Origin of the sequence: Streptomyces sp. NPDC093546 (genome assembly GCF_044765045.1) — a bacterium.
Lineage (GTDB): Bacteria > Actinomycetota > Actinomycetes > Streptomycetales > Streptomycetaceae > Streptomyces.
The window spans coordinates 297,061-315,221 of the sequence record NZ_JBIWJG010000001.1; the positions used below are offsets into that span (position 1 = coordinate 297,061).

Genomic DNA, 18,161 nt, shown 5'->3' on the forward strand with positions numbered 1-18,161 from the left:
CTCGCCGCGCCGGCCGCAGCCCTGGAGGAGCTGGGCCCGCTCGCCCAGCGCGCGGTGCGGCACCGGCTGCGCCGTACCGCGCGATGACGTGAGCCCGAAGGGGCGGACCGAAAAGCGAGACAGGGCTGACCAGCATGTGACCACTGGGTAAGGTCGGTCCGTGCCCAAGCCGCTCAGCCTCCCGTTCGACCCCATCGCCCGCGCCGACGAGCTCTGGCAGCAGCGCTGGGGCCCCGTGCCTCCGATGGCCGCGATCACCTCGATCATGCGCGCGCACCAGATCCTGCTCGCCGAGGTGGACGCGGTCGTCAAGCCGTACGAACTGACCTTCGCGCGGTACGAGGCGCTGGTGCTGCTGACCTTCTCGAAGGCCGGCGAGCTGCCGATGTCCAAGATCGGCGAGCGGCTGATGGTCCACCCGACCTCCGTGACGAACACCGTGGACCGCCTGGTCCGCTCCGGCCTGGTCGCCAAGCGCCCCAACCCCAACGACGGCCGCGGCACCCTCGCCTCCATCACCGACAAGGGCCGCGAGGTGGTGGAGGCGGCCACGCGCGACCTGATGGCGATGGACTTCGGGCTGGGCGTGTACGACGCCGAGGAGTGCGCGGAGATCTTCGCGATGCTGCGGCCGCTGCGGATCGCGGCGCAGGACTTCGAGGAGAAGTGACCCGTCTCGCGATGGCGTGACCCGGGCGAAGATCGCCCGGAACGTCACGTTACGCTCGACGCCATGAAGAGGATCGTGCTGACCCGCTACCGGGTCATGGCCTATGTGACCGCGGTCATGCTGCTCGTGCTCTGCACGTGCATGGTTTTCAAGTACGGGTTCGACACGGGCGAGGACGTGACCTTCATGGTCTCCCAGGCCCACGGCATCCTCTACATCATCTACCTGATCTTCGCCTTCGATCTGGGCTCCAAGGCCCGGTGGAAGTTCGGCAAGCTCCTCTGGATCCTGCTCAGCGGCACGATTCCCTTCGCCGCCTTCTTCGTCGAGCGCAAGGTCGTCCGCGACGTCGAGCCGCTGCTCGCCGACGCGTCTCCCGCGGTCGCCAAGGTCTGACGCCACCGGCCGTACGCCACGCGTACGGCCGTCGGCCATCGACATTTACTAGGACGTCCTAGTAAATTCGAAGGTATGGACGCTGACGCCATCGAGGAAGGCCGCCGACGCTGGCAGGCCCGCTACGACGCCGCCCACAAGCGCGACGCCGACTTCACCACGCTCTCCGGGGACCCCGTTGAGCCGGTCTACGGGCCCCGGCCCGGTGACACCTACGAGGGCTTCGAGCGGATCGGCTGGCCGGGTGAGTACCCCTTCACCCGCGGCCTGTACCCGACGGGCTACCGGGGCCGCACCTGGACCATCCGCCAGTTCGCCGGGTTCGGGAACGCCGAGCAGACGAACGAGCGCTACAAGATGATCCTCGGCAACGGCGGCGGTGGCCTGTCCGTCGCCTTCGACATGCCAACCCTCATGGGCCGCGACTCCGACGACCCGCGCTCGCTGGGCGAGGTCGGCCACTGCGGCGTGGCCATCGACTCCGCCGCCGACATGGAGGTCCTCTTCAAGGACATCCCGCTCGGCGACGTCACCACGTCGATGACCATCTCCGGTCCGGCCGTGCCCGTCTTCTGCATGTACCTGGTCGCCGCCGAGCGGCAGGGCGTCGACCCGTCCGTCCTCAACGGCACCCTCCAGACGGACATCTTCAAGGAGTACATCGCGCAGAAGGAGTGGCTCTTCCAGCCCGAGCCCCACCTGCGCCTCATCGGCGACCTGATGGAGCACTGCGCCGCCCGCATCCCCGCGTACAAGCCGCTGTCCGTCTCCGGCTACCACATCCGCGAGGCCGGCGCGACGGCCGCGCAGGAGCTGGCGTACACGCTCGCCGACGGCTTCGGATACGTCGAGCTCGGGCTGTCCCGGGGCCTGGACGTGGACGTCTTCGCGCCCGGCCTGTCCTTCTTCTTCGACGCGCACGTCGACTTCTTCGAGGAGATCGCCAAGTTCCGCGCCGCCCGCCGCATCTGGGCCCGCTGGATGAAGGAGGTCTACGGCGCGAAGACCGACAAGGCGCAGTGGCTGCGGTTCCACACCCAGACCGCCGGCGTCTCGCTCACCGCGCAGCAGCCGTACAACAACGTGGTGCGCACGGCCGTGGAGGCCCTCGCGGCGGTGCTGGGCGGGACGAACTCGCTGCACACCAACGCCCTCGACGAGACCCTCGCCCTGCCGTCCGAGCAGGCCGCCGAGATCGCCCTGCGCACCCAGCAGGTGCTGATGGAGGAGACCGGCGTCGCCAACGTCGCCGACCCGCTCGGCGGCTCCTGGTACGTCGAGCAGCTCACCGACCGCATCGAGGCCGACGCCGAGAAGATCTTCGACCGGATAAAGGAGCGCGGCCTGCGCGCCCACCCCGACGGGCAGCACCCCATCGGCCCCATCACCTCGGGCATCCTGCGCGGCATCGAGGACGGCTGGTTCACCGGCGAGATCGCGGAGTCCGCCTTCCGTTACCAGCAGGCCCTGGAGAAGGGCGACAAGAGGGTCGTGGGCGTCAACGTCCACACCGGCTCGGTCACCGGCGACCTGGAGATCCTGCGGGTCAGTCACGAGGTGGAGCGCGAGCAGGTCCGGGTCCTCGCCGACCGCAAGGCGCGCCGCGACGACGCGCGCGTACGGGCCTCGCTGGACGCGATGCTCGACGCGGCGCGGGGCGGCGCCAACATGATCGAGCCCATGCTGGAAGCCGTACGGGCGGAGGCCACGCTCGGCGAGATCTGCGACGCCCTGCGCGACGAGTGGGGCACGTACACCGAGCCGCCGGGCTTCTAGTCCGGGCCGCAAGGCAGCCCTCCCCGTACCGGTCCCGGGCGTGGTCGTCCGGTACCGGTACGGGCCCCGGCGGCTCGTGCCGAGCGAGGGCGGGGCATGCTGACCCGATGAGGATCAGCATCAGGGAAGCCACCGCGGACGACTGGCCCGCCATCTGGCCGTTCTTCCACGCCATCGTCGCCGCGGGCGACACCTTCACCTACCCCGTCGACCTGGGGCGGGAGGAGGGCCGCGACTGGTGGCTGCTCGCCGCCCCGAACCGTACGGTCGTCGCCGTCGACGGCGAGACCGGCGCGGTGGTCGGCACCGCCAAGATGAACCGCAACCAGGCGGGCAACGGCGCGCACATGGCGAGCGCCAGCTACATGACCGACCCCGCGTACGGCGGGCGGGGCGTGGGGCGGGCGCTGGTCGAGTACTCGTTGGAGTGGGCGCGGCAGGCGGGTTTCCGGGGCATGCAGTTCAACGCCGTCGTGGAGACGAACGTCCACGCGGTGCGGCTGTACGAGCGGCTCGGCTTCAGCGTCGTCGGCACGGTGCCGGAGGCCTTCCACCACCCGGAGAAGGGGTACGTGGGGCTGCACGTCATGCACCGTCCGCTCTAGGGGGTGTCTTGCCGATCTTGCCGGGCTCGCGACGCCTGGCACGCGCTCCCCCAGAGCTTCGCCTGGGGGTGCCCCCAGCCGCGTTGTCGTCGGTCGCCAATGGCCCCCGTAGCCCTTCGGGCACGGGAGGTGCCCCCACCGCAGTGGCTCCCTCCTCCGCCTTGCGATCGCACGCACCAGACGCCGCTCCCTGATCCGGCCTGATCGACAAGACACCCCCTAGAAGACCAGGCGGAACAGCGCGCCGCCGCCGGGGGCGTTCTCGGCGGTGAGCTCGGCGCCGTGGGCGCGGGCGATCTGGCGCGCCATCGCCAGGCCGAGGCCCGAACCGGGCAGGGCGCGGGCCGATTCGGCGCGGTAGAAGCGGTCGAAGACGTACGGCAGGTCCTCGGGCGCGATGCCCGGGCCGTGGTCCCGGACGGTCACCTCGCGCCCGGTGAACCCCACTTCGACGGGCGGCCCGCCGGGCGGGCTGAACTTGGCGGCGTTGTCGAGGAGGTTGGTGAGCAGCCGGGACAACCGGGCGGGCACGCCCGGCAGGGACACGGCGGCCCCGGCCTCGTCGATCCGGAGCGTGAAAGTCACCCTGGGCCAGTGCGTACGGGCGGTGGCCACCGCGTGTTCCAGCAGCGCGGCCGGGCGCACCTCCTCGACCAGCGGCCGCGGCTCCTCGTCCCGGGCCAGCTCGATCAGGTCGCCCACCAGGCCGGTGACCTCGCGCAGCTGGCGGCCCAGCGCCGCCGACGCCCGCTCCCGCTGCGCCGGGCTGAGCCGGTCGGCGCGGGCCAGCAGTTCGGCGTTGGTGCGCAGGGCGGTGAGCGGGGTGCGCAGCTCGTGCGAGGCGTCCGCGACCAGGCGGCGCTGGGCGGTCACCGACTGCTCCAGCTCGCCCAGCATGGTGTTGAACGTGGCCGCCAGCCGCGTCACCTCGTCCTCCCGCCCCGGCGGGCCCTCCGGCAGTTCGATGCGGTGCCGGGGGTCGCGGGTCGCCGCGATCCGCTCGGCCGTCGCGGTGAGCCGGGCGACCGGAGCCAGCCCGGTACGGGACACGCCGTACCCGAGGCCCGCCGCCAGCAGCACTCCGGCGCCGCCCACCGCCACGAGCAGCCCGGCCGCCTGCCGCACGCCCTTCTCCACGGTGTCCGCGCGCAGCGCCACCTGGAGCGCCTTGCCCCGGCCGAAGGGCGTGGTCAGCATCCGCGCCGGATGCCCGTCGTCCAGCGTGATGTTGCTGTAGTAGGCGGCGCGGTGCCCGGCCGCGACCTCCCGCACCGGTGCGGTGACCGGCAGCGGATACGGCCGCGACGGGTCGGCCGTCCGGTCCGCCGGGACGATCTGGGCGCACGCGGGCGCCGACAGGAAACGGCACTCGCCCGCGAGGACACCGGGTGGCTCGCCCCTGTTCTGCTGGGTGGTGAGGGTCGCCGACTGGGTGAGGTTCAGGTCCAGCTGCTGGTACATCGCGTACCGGATGACGAAGAACGCCGCCGCGCACACGCCCACCGCGACCAGCGCCACCGCCGCCGACGCGGCCACCGCCAGCCGCGTACGCAGCGGCCGCCGCCTCCGCCACCGCGCGCCGAGCCGCCGCCGGGCGCTCACGAGGGCTCGGCCAGGCGGTAGCCGACGCCGTGCACGGTGTGGACGAGGCGCGGTTCGTCGGCCGCCTCCAGCTTGCGGCGCAGGTAACCGACGTACACGGCGAGGGAGTTGGAGTCCGGGCCGAAGTCCTGGCCCCACACCCGCTCCAGGATCAGCTCCCGCGGCAGCACCTGGTGCGGATGGCGCAGCAGCAGCTCCAGCAGGGCGCACTCGGTGCGGGTGAACTCCAGCGGGCGCCCGGCGCGGCTGCCGGTGCGGGTCGCCGGGTCGACCACCAGGTCCGCGAACGCCAGCGTGCCCGGCTCCGGGGCCTCCGGCGCGGCGCGGCGCAGCAGCGCCCGTACCCGGGCGGCGAGCTCGTCCAGCGCGAAGGGCTTCACCAGGTAGTCGTCCGCGCCCGCGTCCAGGCCGTCGACCCGCTCGCTCACCGAGTCCAGCGCCGTGAGCACGATCACCGGCGTACGGTCGTCCAGCGCGCGCAGCCGCCGGCACACCGCGAGGCCGTCCAGCACCGGCATCAGCACGTCGAGCACGATCGCGTCCGGCCGCCACGCGGCCACCGCCGACAGCGCCGCCAGCCCGTCGGCGGCGCCGCGCACCTCGTACCCCTCCACCGCCAGGCCGTCCTCGACGGCCGCCCGTACCTCCGGATCGTCGTCCACGACCAGGACCCTTGCTGCGCTCATGGGGAACAGCCTGCCAAAACGTGCTCTTAGAACCCTCTTAGGCCGCTCCTGAACCGTTCCGGCCCATGCGCACACCACTCTCCGTCGTGATCGGCGCCGGTGGCACCGGCGGCCACATCTACCCCGGTCTCGCCCTCGCCGACGCCCTGCGCCGGGCCGTGCCGGAGGCCGTGATCTCCTTCGTCGGGACCACCCGGGGGCTGGAGGGCGAGCTGATACCGGCCGCCGGCCACCGGCTCCGCACCGTCGACATGATCCCCTTCGACCCGGCGCTGGGCGCCAAGCGGTACCTGCTGCCCGCCGCGCTGCTGCGCTCCGGCGCGCAGGTACGGGCCCTCCTGCGCGAGCAGCGCGCCCAGGTCGCCGTCGGCATGGGCGGTTATCCGAGCGCGCCCGTCATCCTCGGCGCCCGGATGGCCGGGTTGCCGAGCCTGATCCACGAGTCCAACGCCGTACCGGGGCGCGCCAACCGGTTCGCCGCCCGCCTCACTCCGCACATCGCCGTCGCCTTCGACACCGGCCATCTCCCCGGGGCCGTCACCACCGGCATGCCCATCGCCGCGTCCCTCGCGGCCCTCGACCGCCCCGCCCTGCGCCCCCTCGCCCGCCGCGAGCTGGGTGTGCCCGAGGGCGCGCGGCTCGTGCTGTTCAACGGCGGCAGCCTGGGCGCCGCCCGGCTCACCGAGGCCGCGCTGGGGCTGGCGGAGCGGTGGCGGCGGCGCGGCGACGTCCGGTTGCTGATCAAGACCGGGCCCGCCGCCCTCGACGCGACCCGGCGCGCTCTCGGCGACCACCCGGTCGCCCGCGCCGTGCCCTACCTGGACCGGATGGACCTCGCGTACGCCGCCGCCGACCTGGTGGTGTGCCGGGCCGGGTCCGCGACCGTCGCGGAGCTGGCCACCACCGGCGTACCGGCGGTCCTCGTCCCGTATCCGTACGCCCCCGGCGACCACCAGACCCACAACGCCCGCGTCCTGACCGACGCCGGGGCCGGCCTGCTGCTGCCGGACGCCGAGACCACCGCCGACCGCCTCGCCGCGCTCGTCGAGCCGCTGCTGGCCGACCCGGCGCGCCTGGCGGCGATGGGCGGAGCCGCCGACCCCGGTCCGCACGCCCACGCCGCGGACCTGCTCGCCGAGCGGGTCCTCCACCTCGCCTCGTACACCAAGGAATACGCATGACCATGAACTGGACCGGCCGCACCGTCCTCGTCACCGGAGCCGAGGGCTTCATCGGCTCCACCCTCGTGGACCTGCTCGTCGAACGCGGCGCGCGGGTGCGCGCCTTCGTCCACTACAAGCCGTACGGCGACAAGGGCAACCTCCGGCACCGCATGGACGACGTGGAGCTGATCGCGGGTGACGTCCGCGACCCCGGCCGCGTCATGGACGCCGTCGACGGCTGCGACACCGTCTTCCACCTGGCCGCGCTGATCGGCATCCCGTACAGCTACGACTCGCCGGGAGCGTACGTGCAGACCAATGTCACCGGCACCGAGAACGTCGCCGAGGCCTGCCGGCGGCACGGCGTGCGGCGGCTCGTCCACACCTCCACCAGCGAGGTGTACGGGACGGCCCGCACGGCGCCGATCGGCGAGGACCACCCGCTCCAGCCGCAGTCGCCGTACTCGGCCTCCAAGATCGGCGCCGACATGATGGCGCTGTCGCACTGGCACGCCTTCGGGCTGCCGGTGACGGTGGTGCGGCCGTTCAACACGTACGGCCCGCGCCAGTCGGCCCGTGCCGTGATCCCGACGATCCTCGCGCAGCTGCACGCGGGGGCGCGGGAGATCAGGCTCGGCTCGCTGACCCCGACCCGCGACTTCACGTACGTCACGGACACGGCCCGCGGCTTCCTCGCCCTGGCCGCGTGCGACCGGGCGCTGGGGGAGGTGGTCAACCTCGGTACCGGGCGGGAGATCGCCATCGGCGACCTGGCGCGCCTGCTGATCGAGGCGTCCGGCCGCCGGGACGCCGAGGTGGTGGTGGACCCGGCGCGGCTGCGGCCCTCCGGCAGTGAGGTGGAGCGGCTGCTGTCGGACAACGGGCGGGCGCGCGCGTGGGCGGGCTGGGAGCCGGAGGTCTCCTTGGCGGAGGGCCTGAGGCGTACGTCGGAGTGGGTCGCGGACCACCTCGACCTCTTCGCGCCCGGCCGCTACCAGGTCTGAATCGCCATCAAGGACGCATCAGGTCTGAGCCGCGGCGCCGAGCCCTCCGAGCAGCAGCGCGGTGAAGCGCTGGACCCACTCGGCGTCGACGGGTTCGGCGCTCACCAGCGCCCGGTGGACCACCGCGCCCGCGATGACGTCGAAGATCAGGTCGTCGGTGCCGGGAGTCGGCCCGGGTGCGGGCGGCAGTTCACCGCGGACCTGCGCGCGGTGGCGGCCCTCCAGGACGAGCCGTTTCTGGCGCTCCACGATGGAGGTGCGGATGCGCTCGCGCAGCGGCTCGTCGCGGGTGGACTCGGCGATGACGGCCATCAGCGCCGTCTTCGTCTCCGGCCGCTCCAGGAGCGCGGCGAACTGCAGGACCACGCCCTCGATGTCGGCCACGAGGCTGCCGCGGTCGGGGAGTTCGAGCTCGTCGAAGAGGACGGCGACGGCGTCGACGACGAGCTCGTTCTTGCTCGCCCAGCGCCGGTAGAGGGTGGTCTTGGCGACCTTGGCGCGGGTGGCGACGTCGCTCATCGTCAGCTTGGACCAGCCCAGCTCGACCAGCGCGGCCCGGGTCGCCTCCAGGATCGCGGTGTCGGCCTCGGCGCTGCGGGGGCGGCCGGTACGGCTCCGAGGACTGGTGGGGCTGCTGCACATGACGCCCGACCATACCGGCCAGTAGGTCGCTGTCGCCCGGTGCCGCGCGTGTGATCGAGTTCACCGGGGGGCGGTCCTGCGGGACCGGCCCGCGGCAGTTACGCTACGACCTGTAGCGAAAGGCTTGAGCGGCCCCAGCGACAACCACACCCCGGCGCCACGGTGGGGACCCGGCGCCGAAAACATGTTCAGGATCGCGTACGTCCGTACGCCCGCATTGACCGGCGGAGGGGCTGCGGACGGCGCGGTTCGGCCGTGGTGCGCGCCCGAGTGCGCCATCACGCACCGGTGCTTACCGGTTACGACCGCGGAAGGGGGAGGATGTACCCATGCAGCCTAGGAACATGTCCATGAGCGGCGTCGTCGACCTCGCCGCGGTGAAGGCGGCCGGAGAGGCCAAGGCGAAGGCGGAGCAGGCGCGGGCCGAGGCGGCCCGGCACGGCGGCGCCGGGGCCGTATCCCCGTCCGCGCTGGTGATCGATGTCGACGAGGCCGGTTTCGAGCGTGAGGTCATCGAGCGCTCCGCCGAGGTCCCGGTCGTCCTCGACTTCTGGGCCGAGTGGTGCCAGCCCTGCAAGCAGCTCGGCCCGCTGCTGGAGCGGCTGGCCGTCGAGTACAACGGCCGTATCCTCCTCGCCAAGATCGACGTCGACGCCAACCAGCTGCTGATGCAGCAGTTCGGGATCCAGGGGATCCCGGCCGTCTTCGCGGTGGTCGCCGGCCAGGCGCTGCCGCTCTTCCAGGGCGCCGCCCCGGAGGCCCAGATCCGCCAGACCCTGGACCAGCTGGTCCAGGTCGCCGAGCAGCGCTTCGGCCTCACCGGGCTCACGGTCGACCCGGACGCCGAGGGCGCCGAGGGTGGAGCGGCGGCCGCCGCTCCGGTGCGGCCGGCGGGCCCGTACGACGCGCTGCTGGAGGCGGCGGCGCAGGCGCTGGACGCCAACGACTTCGCCGGCGCGATCCAGGCGTACAAGAACGTGCTGGTGGACGACCCCGCCAACCCCGAGGCCAAGCTGGGCCTCGCCCAGGCCGAACTGCTCGGCCGCGTCCGGGACATGGACCCGCAGGCGGTCCGCAAGGCCGCCGCGGACGACCCGACGGACGTCCAGGCGCAGCTCGCCGCGGCCGACCTCGACCTCGTCGGCGGCCATGTGGAGGACGCGTTCGGCCGCCTCGTCGAGACGGTGCGCCGCACCGCGGGCGAGGACCGCGACACCGCGCGGCTGCGGCTGCTGGAGCTCTTCGAGGTCATCGGCTCGGACGACCCGCGGGTGACGGCGGGCCGCCAGGCGCTGGCGCGCGTGCTGTTCTGACGCGCCCGGGGACGCCTCTGGCGTCCTTGACGCGTCCGACGCGCCTTGTGACGGGCGCCGCGCCTGTCGGCGATTTGGCGACACAGTGATATACGGCGGCCGTGCTTTGCCAAAACTTGGCAAACGCGGCCGCTGTTACTTCCAGTAAGGCGACGCCAGCCTTATGTCCCTCTTTCTTGGCTGATATCAGCTTCTGTCGAACTGGCGAGTAGCACCCTGAGTGCCCGCGCGATACCGCCCTGTCGCGGCGCCGTTGCCGCCCCGTTACTAGTCGGTAACGAGCCCCTTGTGCCCTGGCTCGGAATGCACCACGATCGGCGACGCTCGGTCCAATTCCGTACCAGCCCGGCAACCCGCCGAGCCGCGGTCTTGGGTCCCCACCGAGCGGGCCGGCGGCAACACCGATGACGCCGGTTCCGGACAGGGGGGTTCCCGCCCTTCCCGGCAGGACCTGTCCGATCAGGTTGCGCGAAGGCGTGGCCAGTGGTTGTCGCTCGGGGGTGATCGCCGGTGATCCGGACGCGGCTCGCGCCTGATCCACGGGCGCTCTCCTTCCCGAGGACGTAGCACTTCTCCCATCCCAGGACGGGCCCCCGGCCCTTCCGGAGATGTACGTCCGAGAAGGAGGAACTATGAAGTCCCAGGTTCGTGGTGGGACCAGATGGAAGCGGTTCGCCGTCGTCATGGTGCCGAGCGTGGCCGCGACGGCCGCGATCGGCGTCGGGCTGGCGCAGGGCGCGCTGGCGGCGTCGTTCGCCGTGTCGGGGCAGGAGTTCAAGGTCAAGGCCGGTTACCTGGACGGCCGTGGCTTCGCCCAGTACGGCGGCGTCGACATGGGGTATGCCGAGATCAAGGAGGGCGACAAGCTCGTCCCGAGGCCGGTTGCCATCTCGACGTTCAAGCACGCCAAGATCACCGACATGTGTCAGTCGGTGGTCACGCCGGACGTGCCGGTGTTCGGCAAGATCACGCTGAAGTTGAAGGCAGGCCAGAAGACCCCGGTCATCGCGGAGAACCTGTACCTCGATGTCACCGACCTCAAGGCCGACGCCACGTTCACCAACATCGACATCGGTGTGGCGGCCAAGAACACTGCCGAGGGCAAGTCGGACTACGCCAAGGGTCCGGCGATCAAGGACACGAAGATCAACCAGAACGGCTTCGCCCAGCAGGCGGACAGGGCCCAGCTGAGCGGCGTCGAGCAGAAGGCGTGGGCGACCACCGCCGGCTCGTTCCAGTTGAGCGGCCTGAAGATGGAGCTGCTCAAGGGTGACGGTCCGGGCGTTGAGTGCTACTGACCGGTGATCCATTCGGGCGGGCAGGGATGCCGCCGGCAACTGTGCCCGCCCGTCTCCCTCTTCACATAGCAAAGCACGTCCCAGGGAGCTTTCCATGAGCGCCGAGTCAGCGAGCCAGAACGAGCACTACCTTCGCGTCTTCCGCAGGCGATTTCGCGACTGGCGGGGCTCCCGCCCGTTCTGGGCGGGCCTGTTCACCCTGCTGGGCGGAATCCCGATCGCTTACCTCCCGTACGCGAGCCTCAAGCTCGGCCAGATGACGCTCTCCTTGGCGACCACCGCGGGCGCGGGATCGCTGATCATCGGCATCCTGCTGATCACCCTGGGCCTCACCATGTGGTTCCAGGCCATCGTGCGGGTGTTCGCGGGTGTCGCCACGATCCTGCTGGCGCTGGTTTCCATCCCCGTGGCCAACTTCGGCGGCCTCGGTATCGGCTTCCTGTTCGCGCTCACCGGTGGTGCCATGTCCATCGCCTGGGCGCCGGGCGCGCCGGAGGCCGTGGACGCCGAGGTGGCGGAAGCGCCCGAAGCGACGGACGCGTACGAGACAGAGACGACAGTCGACGCCAACGGCGGGAGGAACAGTGCGGGGTGACGAAACGCAGTCGGCGGCGTCGGCTGGGGGCGACGGCACTCTGGCGAGAAAGGGGCCGCGGCACGCGGCCCCGAGGAAATCGCTGCTGACCAAGCTCCAGGCACCGGCGGGCAAGGCGATAGCCCTGGCCGCGATGCCCACCGCCGTACTCGTGGGGCTCGGCCTCACGCCCAAGCTGGCCCTCGCCGACGAGAAGGACATCCCCTTCGCGCCCGGCCCGTGCGTGACGCGGTCGGATGAGCCGCGGGAGGACGAGGAGTCGGCGAAGCCGTCCGAGTCGAAGTCCCCGTCGACGTCGCAGTCCCCGTCGCCGAAGCCGTCCGCGAGCGCGGGCGCGGGCGACGACGGCGACGGCGAAGAGGCCAAGGAGCCGATATCCGGCGCCGGTCCCTTGCCGAGCGCCAGCGCGAGCGGGGCGACGGTCGACCCCAAGACGGGCGCCACCGGTTCCACGACCACGGCCCCGACCCAAACCCCGACCCCCACGCCGACGGAGACCAGGAACCCCCTGGACCCGCTGGGTGTCGGTGACGCGATCAAGGACATCTTCGACGGCCCGGACGACGGCAAGCCGACGGCCACCCCGTCGACGAGCGCGCCCACGACGACGACCCAGCCGTCGGAGAAGCCGTCCGCCAAGCCGTCCGCCAAGCCGTCCGCGCAGCCCACGACGCAGCCGGCGGCCAAGCCGTCCGCCAAGCCCGTGGACGACGTCCGCGACACGACCAAGGAAGCCATCAAGGACGCCGCCGACAAAGCCGGCGCCACGGTGGAGGAGCTGCCCGAGGACGTCAAGGGACTCGACCCCAAGAAGGACGAGGACATCCCCGAGGGTGCCAAGCCCCGCTTCCCCTGCCCGACCCCCGACCCCGAGGCCCTCGCGGACGCCGAGCTGGAGCCCGGCATCCCGCTGCTCCCGGACGACCCGTGGAAGCTGGAGAGCACGCTGCTCACCCTGCGCGGCCTGGACTACCACGGCATCGTGGAGGTCAGGACGGGCAGCGGCAAGGTGAAGAAGGTCCTGAAGTTCACCGCCGACGAGGTCGACATCAAGGACCTGCACCAGCTCACGGTCCACTCCGAGGGCCGCACCGGTCACGTCACCTCGCGTCCGGGCTCGACGTCGACGATCCGCGGCGGCACGGTGACCATGTACACGGAAGAGCTGAAGGGCAACCTCTTCGGCATCATCCCGATCACCTTCAGCCCCGAGACGCCGCCCCCGCTGAACGTCCCGTACGCCTTCTTCACCAACGTGAAGGTCACTCAGGCGGGCCAGTTCGGCGGCACGCTGACGGTGCCGGGCCTCAAGAACTTCATCGAGGGCTGACCGGAACGGCGCTGCCCGGAGCGCCCCCACGCCACGGCCTCCCTGCCCGAGCGGGCTGGGGGGCCGTAGCAATTGGCTGTCGCTACAGCGCTGTTGACGCATGGGTGCATCATCAACACAGTTCCATCATATTCTCTTCACAAGTGGTACCAGCGGGTCTAGGCTGAGCGTGTCGCGGTCGCGGACCCGGCGCGCGGGCAGCCGGGGGGGGCGATCGATTCGTGGTCCGTACCCATGCGTGTTCGCGCAGGCGAACACCATGTGAGGATCTCCCACACCCATGCTCAGACAACTCGGCCGCTCCATGCGCCGGGCGGTGCTCTGCACCGCCGGCCTTGCGGCGGCCGCCCTTGCGGTCGGGGCGGCAACGGTTCTTCCCTCGGCTCCCTGGGCGCCCGACGGTGCCGCGGCGGAAGCGCAGGCCACCACGCAGTCGGCCACCGGGGCGCCCGTGCTCCCCCTGTTCGCCCGGACCACGGATGGACGGCTCTACTTCTACGAGCCCAAAGGGACCGGCGGCTTCAAGCCCGGCGTGAACCTCGGCGGCGGTTTCGGCGACGCCAAGGCGCTCTTCCAGGCAGGCTTCTCGGAGAGCCGGGCCGGCCGGGACATCTTCTTCCAGCTGGACACCACGCTGTACTACACGGCGGAACGCGGCAACGACACCAAGATCCACGGCACCGGCTGGGGCATCTACAACCTGACCATGTCGCCCGGCAACATGGTCGGCACCACCGACGAGGACGTGATCGGCCGGGACGCGGCCGGTGCCCTGTGGCTCTACCAGGGCCGGTCGACCGGCACCCTCGCCACCCGCATCCGGATCGGCACCGGCGGCTGGAACGGCATGAACGCCCTTGCCGGCAGAGGCGATTACACCGGTGACGGCAAGGCCGACCTGCTCGCCCGCTCCACCGACGGCACCCTCCACCTCTACCCCGGCACCGGCAACGCCACGGCGGACGCCGTGCTCGGCCCCCGCGTCACCGTGGGCACGGGCTGGTCCGGCTACAAGGCGATCGTCTCCACCGGGGACAACAACGGCGACGGCAAGGCGGACCTGATCGCCAGCGACACGGCGGGAGCCCTCTGGCTCTTCAAGGGCACCGGCCAGGCGGCCGCCCCCTTCCAGGCCCGCGTCCAGATCGGCACCTCCGGCTGGGGCTCCTTCAGCACCCTCTTCTGACCCCCCTCCCCGAATTTGATGGGTAGTCGCATGTACACGCGTACGAACGCCCCACCTCCACCTCGCCGTGCCGCCGCGGGCGGCCGGTGGACCCGCCTGCTCTCCCTCACCGCGCTCGCGACGGCGCTGGCCGTCGCCGTCACGGGCAACCAGCTCCCGCCGGTGCAGCAGCACCAGATGGAAACCGTCGCGGAAGCCGAGCCGACCGGTTACGACCTCGATGCCGCGGCCACCATGCGCGCCGAGCAGTGCCTCCTCAACCTGATGCTCCGCAAAGGCGGGCAGGAGCTGAAGGCCGTGGCCCGTACCGGGCTGAACGGCACCGAGGCCGAGCTGCACACCGCCGCCGAATCGGAGTACTGGTACGACGGCCAGACGCCGCTCGCCCTCGCCTTCGCCAAGGACAAGGCCTGGGCGGACACCAAGGGCGACGAGCTGTGGAGCCGTGACGACGTCTGGGAGCAGTCCCTCGCCGTCCCGGCCCAGACCACGCCGCCGGGTTACACGGTGACGGGCTTCGAATGGGTCGAGTCCGAGGACAACCCCTTCAACACCACCGGCCTCCTGACCTGGCTCAACGGCCAGTACTGGAAGTCGGAGTACGACCTCTACCACGAGGACCAGACCCCGCTGGCGAGCAAGGAGTCCGCGGACGCGGTGAACGCGATCGCCGCCGCCCGGTACTCGCCCGACCGGTACGAGGACTACGAGGCCCGGCAGGCTTTCGAGCGCCTGACGTGGATGCACCCGATGTACGCGGACGACGCGCGCATCTTCCTCCAGCACGGTGGCTTCCCGACCAGCGCGCCGGAGCCCGGGACCATGGAGTTCCGCCTCGACGTCGAGGCGCTGAAGTCGCGCTTCGCCTCCTGCGCCACGGAGAACCCGCCCGACCCGCACGGCGTCCTGGGCGCCGAGGTCACCACCGCGTCCATCGAGTGGCAGGACGAGCTGGCGGGCCAGCGGTCGCAACGTGATGTGATCATGCAGGCCGAGGCGAAGGCGTCGCGCCACCTGACCGTGGCCACCCAGGCCATGGGGGAGGCGCTCGGCCAGTCGATCATCGCGAGCCGCCTCACGGACTGGCAGGCGTACTGGCTCAAGCAGTCGCCGGACAGCACGATGTTCTACCCGACCGCCGCAGAGTTCGCGAAGGTCCGGGACGACATCGCGCACGCCCGGGGCCGGGCCCAGGGCCGGGTCTACGTCGCCTCCAAGGCCGCGCTGGCCGCCCAGACCGAGGCAGCCACGGCCGAGACGGCGAAGCAGCAGGCGTACGCGATCGCCGACGCGGCCGGCCAGCCGCGCGGCCGCGGACTGCTGTACGGGCAGCAGGCCGTCCAGGTCGCCAAGGCGTCCGCCGCGGCGGCCCAGGCCGTGTCCAAGGCGACCGAGACGGCGTCGAACGCCACCCGCGCCTCGGCGGCCGACAGCAAGACGCTGATGGCGCTGGCCGAGACGCAGGCGCACGCCTCGAAGGCGGAGTTCCGCCGCAAGGCCGCCGAGGAGGCCGCCGCGCAGGCGAAGGCCGCCGCCGAGGGCGCGGCCGCGCAGGCCGTGAAGGCCGCCGAGAACGCGGCCAAGGCGAAGGCGGCCGAGACCAGGGCCAAGGCGGCCGAGGCGGAGGCCAAGACGGCGTCCGAGGACGCGGCGGCCAAGCGGAAGGTGGCCGAGACCGAGGCCGCCTACGCCAAGTCCCAGAAGGAGCTCGCGGAGGCGGAGCGGACCAAGGCCGCGACGGCCGAGGCGACGGCGCAGTCGCAGCGCGCGGTGGCCGCCGACGAGCTGGCCGCGGCCCAGAGCGCCGGAGCCACCGCCGCGTCCCGGAAGGACGAGGCGGTCAAGGCGGAGGGCGACGCCGTCAAGGCCCGCGACCGGGCGCTGACGGCCGAGAAGGACCGCGACGCGCTCAACGCCCGGGCCGCCGCGCTCGAGGCCAAGGCCGCCGCGGACGAGGGCACTTCGGCGGCGGAGGCCTCCCGAGCCGCCGCGACCGAGGCCCGCACTGCCGCGAACAACGCCACGGCAGCGGCCACTTCGGCCCGTACGGCCGCCAATGAGGCGACCACGGCGGCGTCCAACGCCCGCGCGGCGGCGACCCGCGCCGACGCGGCGGCCAAGCGGGCGCAGTCCGCGGCCGACGACGCGAAGGCCGACGTGGCGATCACCGAGGCCGCCGTGAAGAAGGCGCGCGCGGCAGCCGCGGACGCCATCGACGCGGCGTGGGCGGCCAAGTGGAACGCCACCACCGCCAAGGCGCTGGCGGAGTCGGCGCGGCAGAACGCCGTGAAGGCCAAGGCGGACGCGGCAGTCGCCCGTTCCGAGGCCGCGGCGGCCGGTGTCGACGCCGTCCGCACCGCCGGTTTCGCGTACGCCACGGCGCAGGCGGCCACGGCCGCGCGTGACTCGGCGGCGCAGGTCATCCAGCCGGCCAACGACGCCATCGAGCTGGGCTCCCCGTACAAGGAGACCGACTCCTCGGCCGGTCTGGCCGTACTGACCGGACAGGCCGCGAAGACGCTGGCGGAGCAGCAGGCGGCCGTGGCGAAGGCCAAGTCGGAGCAGGCGGCGAAGGCCGCGGCCGAGGCGCAGGCGCTGGCGGCACGGGCGAGCGCGGACGCGAAGGCGGCGGCGGACGCCGCGGCTCTGGCGGCGGGCTACGCGGCGCAGGCGGCGGCGTCCTCGGCGCAGGCCCAGGCGTCGGCCAACGCGGCCGACGCCTCGGCGAAGGCGGCGCAGAAGTCCGAGGCGAACACCGTCGAGTACGACCGGCGGGCCAAGGAGGACGCCGCAGCCGCGCAGAACGCGGCCGACGCGGCCGGGACGCACGCCTCGGAGGCCGACGCGGCGGCGACGGACGCCGAGCGGGACGCGGCCTCGGCCCGTGAAGCGGCGACCGCCGCCGAGGGCGACGCGGCCACCGCGCGCACCGTCGCCGACCAGGCCGAGCGGGACGCGACGACGGCCGAGGCGGCCGCCACGCACGCCCAGGAGGCGGCGACCGACGCGCAGGCGGCGGCCAGCCGCACCGAGGAGGACAAGGCCGACGCACGGCAGGTCGAGCAGGCGAGCACCACGGGGATGGCGGGCGCCGCGGAAGTGATCGGCGTGCCGTACGGGGTGTCCACCACGGCCTCTTCGGACGGATTCTGCACCGGCACCAACGGCTGCGACTACACGGTCGACTACCACGTCACGGGCACGATGCTGTACTTCGTCGTCCTGTGCACCTTCCCGGACGTGCCGCTCGCGGAGTGCGTCGGCGACCTGGAGGTCCAGTACGTCGACTCCGCACCGATCGACATCCGCGAGGAGCGCAAGGTCCACGTCGACGGGTTCGAGCTGACCACGTCGGTGCTGCAGGGGTTCGCCCGGGGCCTGACCCAGGACTTCGTGGACTGCTGGAACGGCAAGGTCACCGGCTGTCTCTGGGCGGCGGCCATCGTCGCCCCCGCGGTCATCGGGGTGGCGGCCAAACTGGTCAAGTCCATCCGGGGCGCCGCCGTGGCGGGCACGGGCATGACGGAGGCCGTGGCGGCCGCCAGGGACGCCGGCATGACGGCCGAGGCGACGGCGGGCGCGACCCGTGCGGCCACGACGGCCGCCGCGGTGGCGGAGGAGCTGCAAGCCGTCAACGCGGTGGCGCGCGCGCACGGCTACGCCAACGCCGCGGGCCTGGGCAGGGGTGTCCTGTGGGCGAACAAGCTGGAGAATCTGAAGTACGCGAACCTCGGCCACGTCGCCAAGCTCAAGCAGGCCAGGTTCACGAAGGCCGAGATCGAGACCGTGTTCAAGTACTACGACAAGGTGCGCCGGGTGACCCCGCAGAACCCGAGCGCCGGCCCCCGGGCCGACCTGATGGAGTACATCCTCAAGAACTGGGATGCCGTATGAA

General features: G+C 72.3%; 15 protein-coding genes. 12 read left to right on the top strand and 3 right to left on the bottom strand.

Translation table 11 applies throughout. The features are described 5' to 3' along the window. Positions 1-160: 160 nt before the first annotated feature. The 4 genes from ACIRNI_RS01325 to ACIRNI_RS01340 all read left to right on the top strand — a co-directional run bounded on the left by ACIRNI_RS01325 (position 161) and on the right by ACIRNI_RS01340 (position 3,447). Complete coding sequence (locus ACIRNI_RS01325; RefSeq protein ID WP_403547262.1) at positions 161-670, top strand: MarR family winged helix-turn-helix transcriptional regulator; 510 nt, start codon at positions 161-163, stop codon at positions 668-670. Positions 671-733: 63 nt separating this feature from the next. Further along, a complete protein-coding gene (locus ACIRNI_RS01330) occupies positions 734-1,066 on the top strand; it encodes a DUF3817 domain-containing protein (RefSeq protein WP_403547264.1) in 333 nt (110 codons plus the stop codon). Positions 1,067-1,141: 75 nt separating this feature from the next. Beyond that, entirely contained in the window at positions 1,142-2,842 is a 1,701-nt protein-coding gene (locus tag ACIRNI_RS01335) for a methylmalonyl-CoA mutase (protein ID WP_403547265.1), read from the top strand. A gap of 113 nt (positions 2,843-2,955) precedes the next feature. Next, complete coding sequence (locus ACIRNI_RS01340) at positions 2,956-3,447, top strand: GNAT family N-acetyltransferase (protein WP_403547770.1); 492 nt, start codon at positions 2,956-2,958, stop codon at positions 3,445-3,447. A gap of 219 nt (positions 3,448-3,666) precedes the next feature. Here the strand turns inward: ACIRNI_RS01340 and ACIRNI_RS01345 are convergent, their stop codons facing one another. Together ACIRNI_RS01345 and ACIRNI_RS01350 are read right to left on the bottom strand one after the other, a co-directional pair. Beyond that, positions 3,667-5,049, bottom strand: coding sequence for a sensor histidine kinase (locus ACIRNI_RS01345; protein WP_403547267.1), 1,383 nt, complete (start codon positions 5,047-5,049; stop codon positions 3,667-3,669). After that, positions 5,046-5,735, bottom strand: a complete 690-nt coding sequence (locus ACIRNI_RS01350; RefSeq protein WP_403547269.1) for a response regulator transcription factor — start codon at positions 5,733-5,735, stop codon at positions 5,046-5,048. The genes ACIRNI_RS01345 and ACIRNI_RS01350 overlap by 4 nt, the downstream gene beginning before the upstream one ends. 65 nt (positions 5,736-5,800) lie before the next feature. Here ACIRNI_RS01350 and ACIRNI_RS01355 point away from each other — a divergent pair, with 65 nt between their 5' ends. Both ACIRNI_RS01355 and ACIRNI_RS01360 read left to right on the top strand, forming a co-directional pair. After that, positions 5,801-6,916 carry a UDP-N-acetylglucosamine--N-acetylmuramyl-(pentapeptide) pyrophosphoryl-undecaprenol N-acetylglucosamine transferase gene (locus ACIRNI_RS01355; RefSeq protein WP_403547271.1) on the top strand — a complete coding sequence of 372 codons (1,116 nt, stop codon included), beginning with the start codon at positions 5,801-5,803 and terminating at the stop codon, positions 6,914-6,916. Continuing rightward, positions 6,913-7,902, top strand: a complete 990-nt coding sequence (locus ACIRNI_RS01360; protein ID WP_403547273.1) for a GDP-mannose 4,6-dehydratase — start codon at positions 6,913-6,915, stop codon at positions 7,900-7,902. Before ACIRNI_RS01355 ends, ACIRNI_RS01360 begins: the two co-directional genes overlap by 4 nt. A gap of 18 nt (positions 7,903-7,920) precedes the next feature. Here ACIRNI_RS01360 and ACIRNI_RS01365 read toward each other — a convergent pair whose 3' ends face one another. After that, a complete protein-coding gene (locus ACIRNI_RS01365) occupies positions 7,921-8,544 on the bottom strand; it encodes a TetR/AcrR family transcriptional regulator (protein WP_403547275.1) in 624 nt (207 codons plus the stop codon). Positions 8,545-8,873: 329 nt separating this feature from the next. On the opposite strand from ACIRNI_RS01365, the gene ACIRNI_RS01370 reads away from it, so the two are divergent. The 6 genes from ACIRNI_RS01370 to ACIRNI_RS01395 all read left to right on the top strand — a co-directional run bounded on the left by ACIRNI_RS01370 (position 8,874) and on the right by ACIRNI_RS01395 (position 18,160). Then, a complete protein-coding gene (locus ACIRNI_RS01370) occupies positions 8,874-9,857 on the top strand; it encodes a tetratricopeptide repeat protein (protein ID WP_403547277.1) in 984 nt (327 codons plus the stop codon). Positions 9,858-10,489: 632 nt separating this feature from the next. Then, positions 10,490-11,155 carry a DUF6230 family protein gene (locus ACIRNI_RS01375; RefSeq protein WP_403547279.1) on the top strand — a complete coding sequence of 222 codons (666 nt, stop codon included), beginning with the start codon at positions 10,490-10,492 and terminating at the stop codon, positions 11,153-11,155. Positions 11,156-11,249: 94 nt separating this feature from the next. Then, positions 11,250-11,750 (top strand): DUF6114 domain-containing protein, encoded by a 501-nt coding sequence (locus ACIRNI_RS01380; protein ID WP_403547281.1) that lies wholly within the window; start codon positions 11,250-11,252, stop codon positions 11,748-11,750. Next, positions 11,740-13,080, top strand: coding sequence for a hypothetical protein (locus ACIRNI_RS01385; protein WP_403547283.1), 1,341 nt, complete (start codon positions 11,740-11,742; stop codon positions 13,078-13,080). Before ACIRNI_RS01380 ends, ACIRNI_RS01385 begins: the two co-directional genes overlap by 11 nt. Before the next feature lie 280 nt (positions 13,081-13,360). After that, entirely contained in the window at positions 13,361-14,266 is a 906-nt protein-coding gene (locus ACIRNI_RS01390; RefSeq protein WP_403547285.1) for an FG-GAP-like repeat-containing protein, read from the top strand. A 30-nt stretch (positions 14,267-14,296) separates the two neighbouring features. Further along, positions 14,297-18,160: a hypothetical protein gene (locus tag ACIRNI_RS01395; protein WP_403547287.1), complete on the top strand. Its 3,864-nt coding sequence runs from the start codon at positions 14,297-14,299 to the stop codon at positions 18,158-18,160. Position 18,161 lies beyond the last annotated feature (1 nt).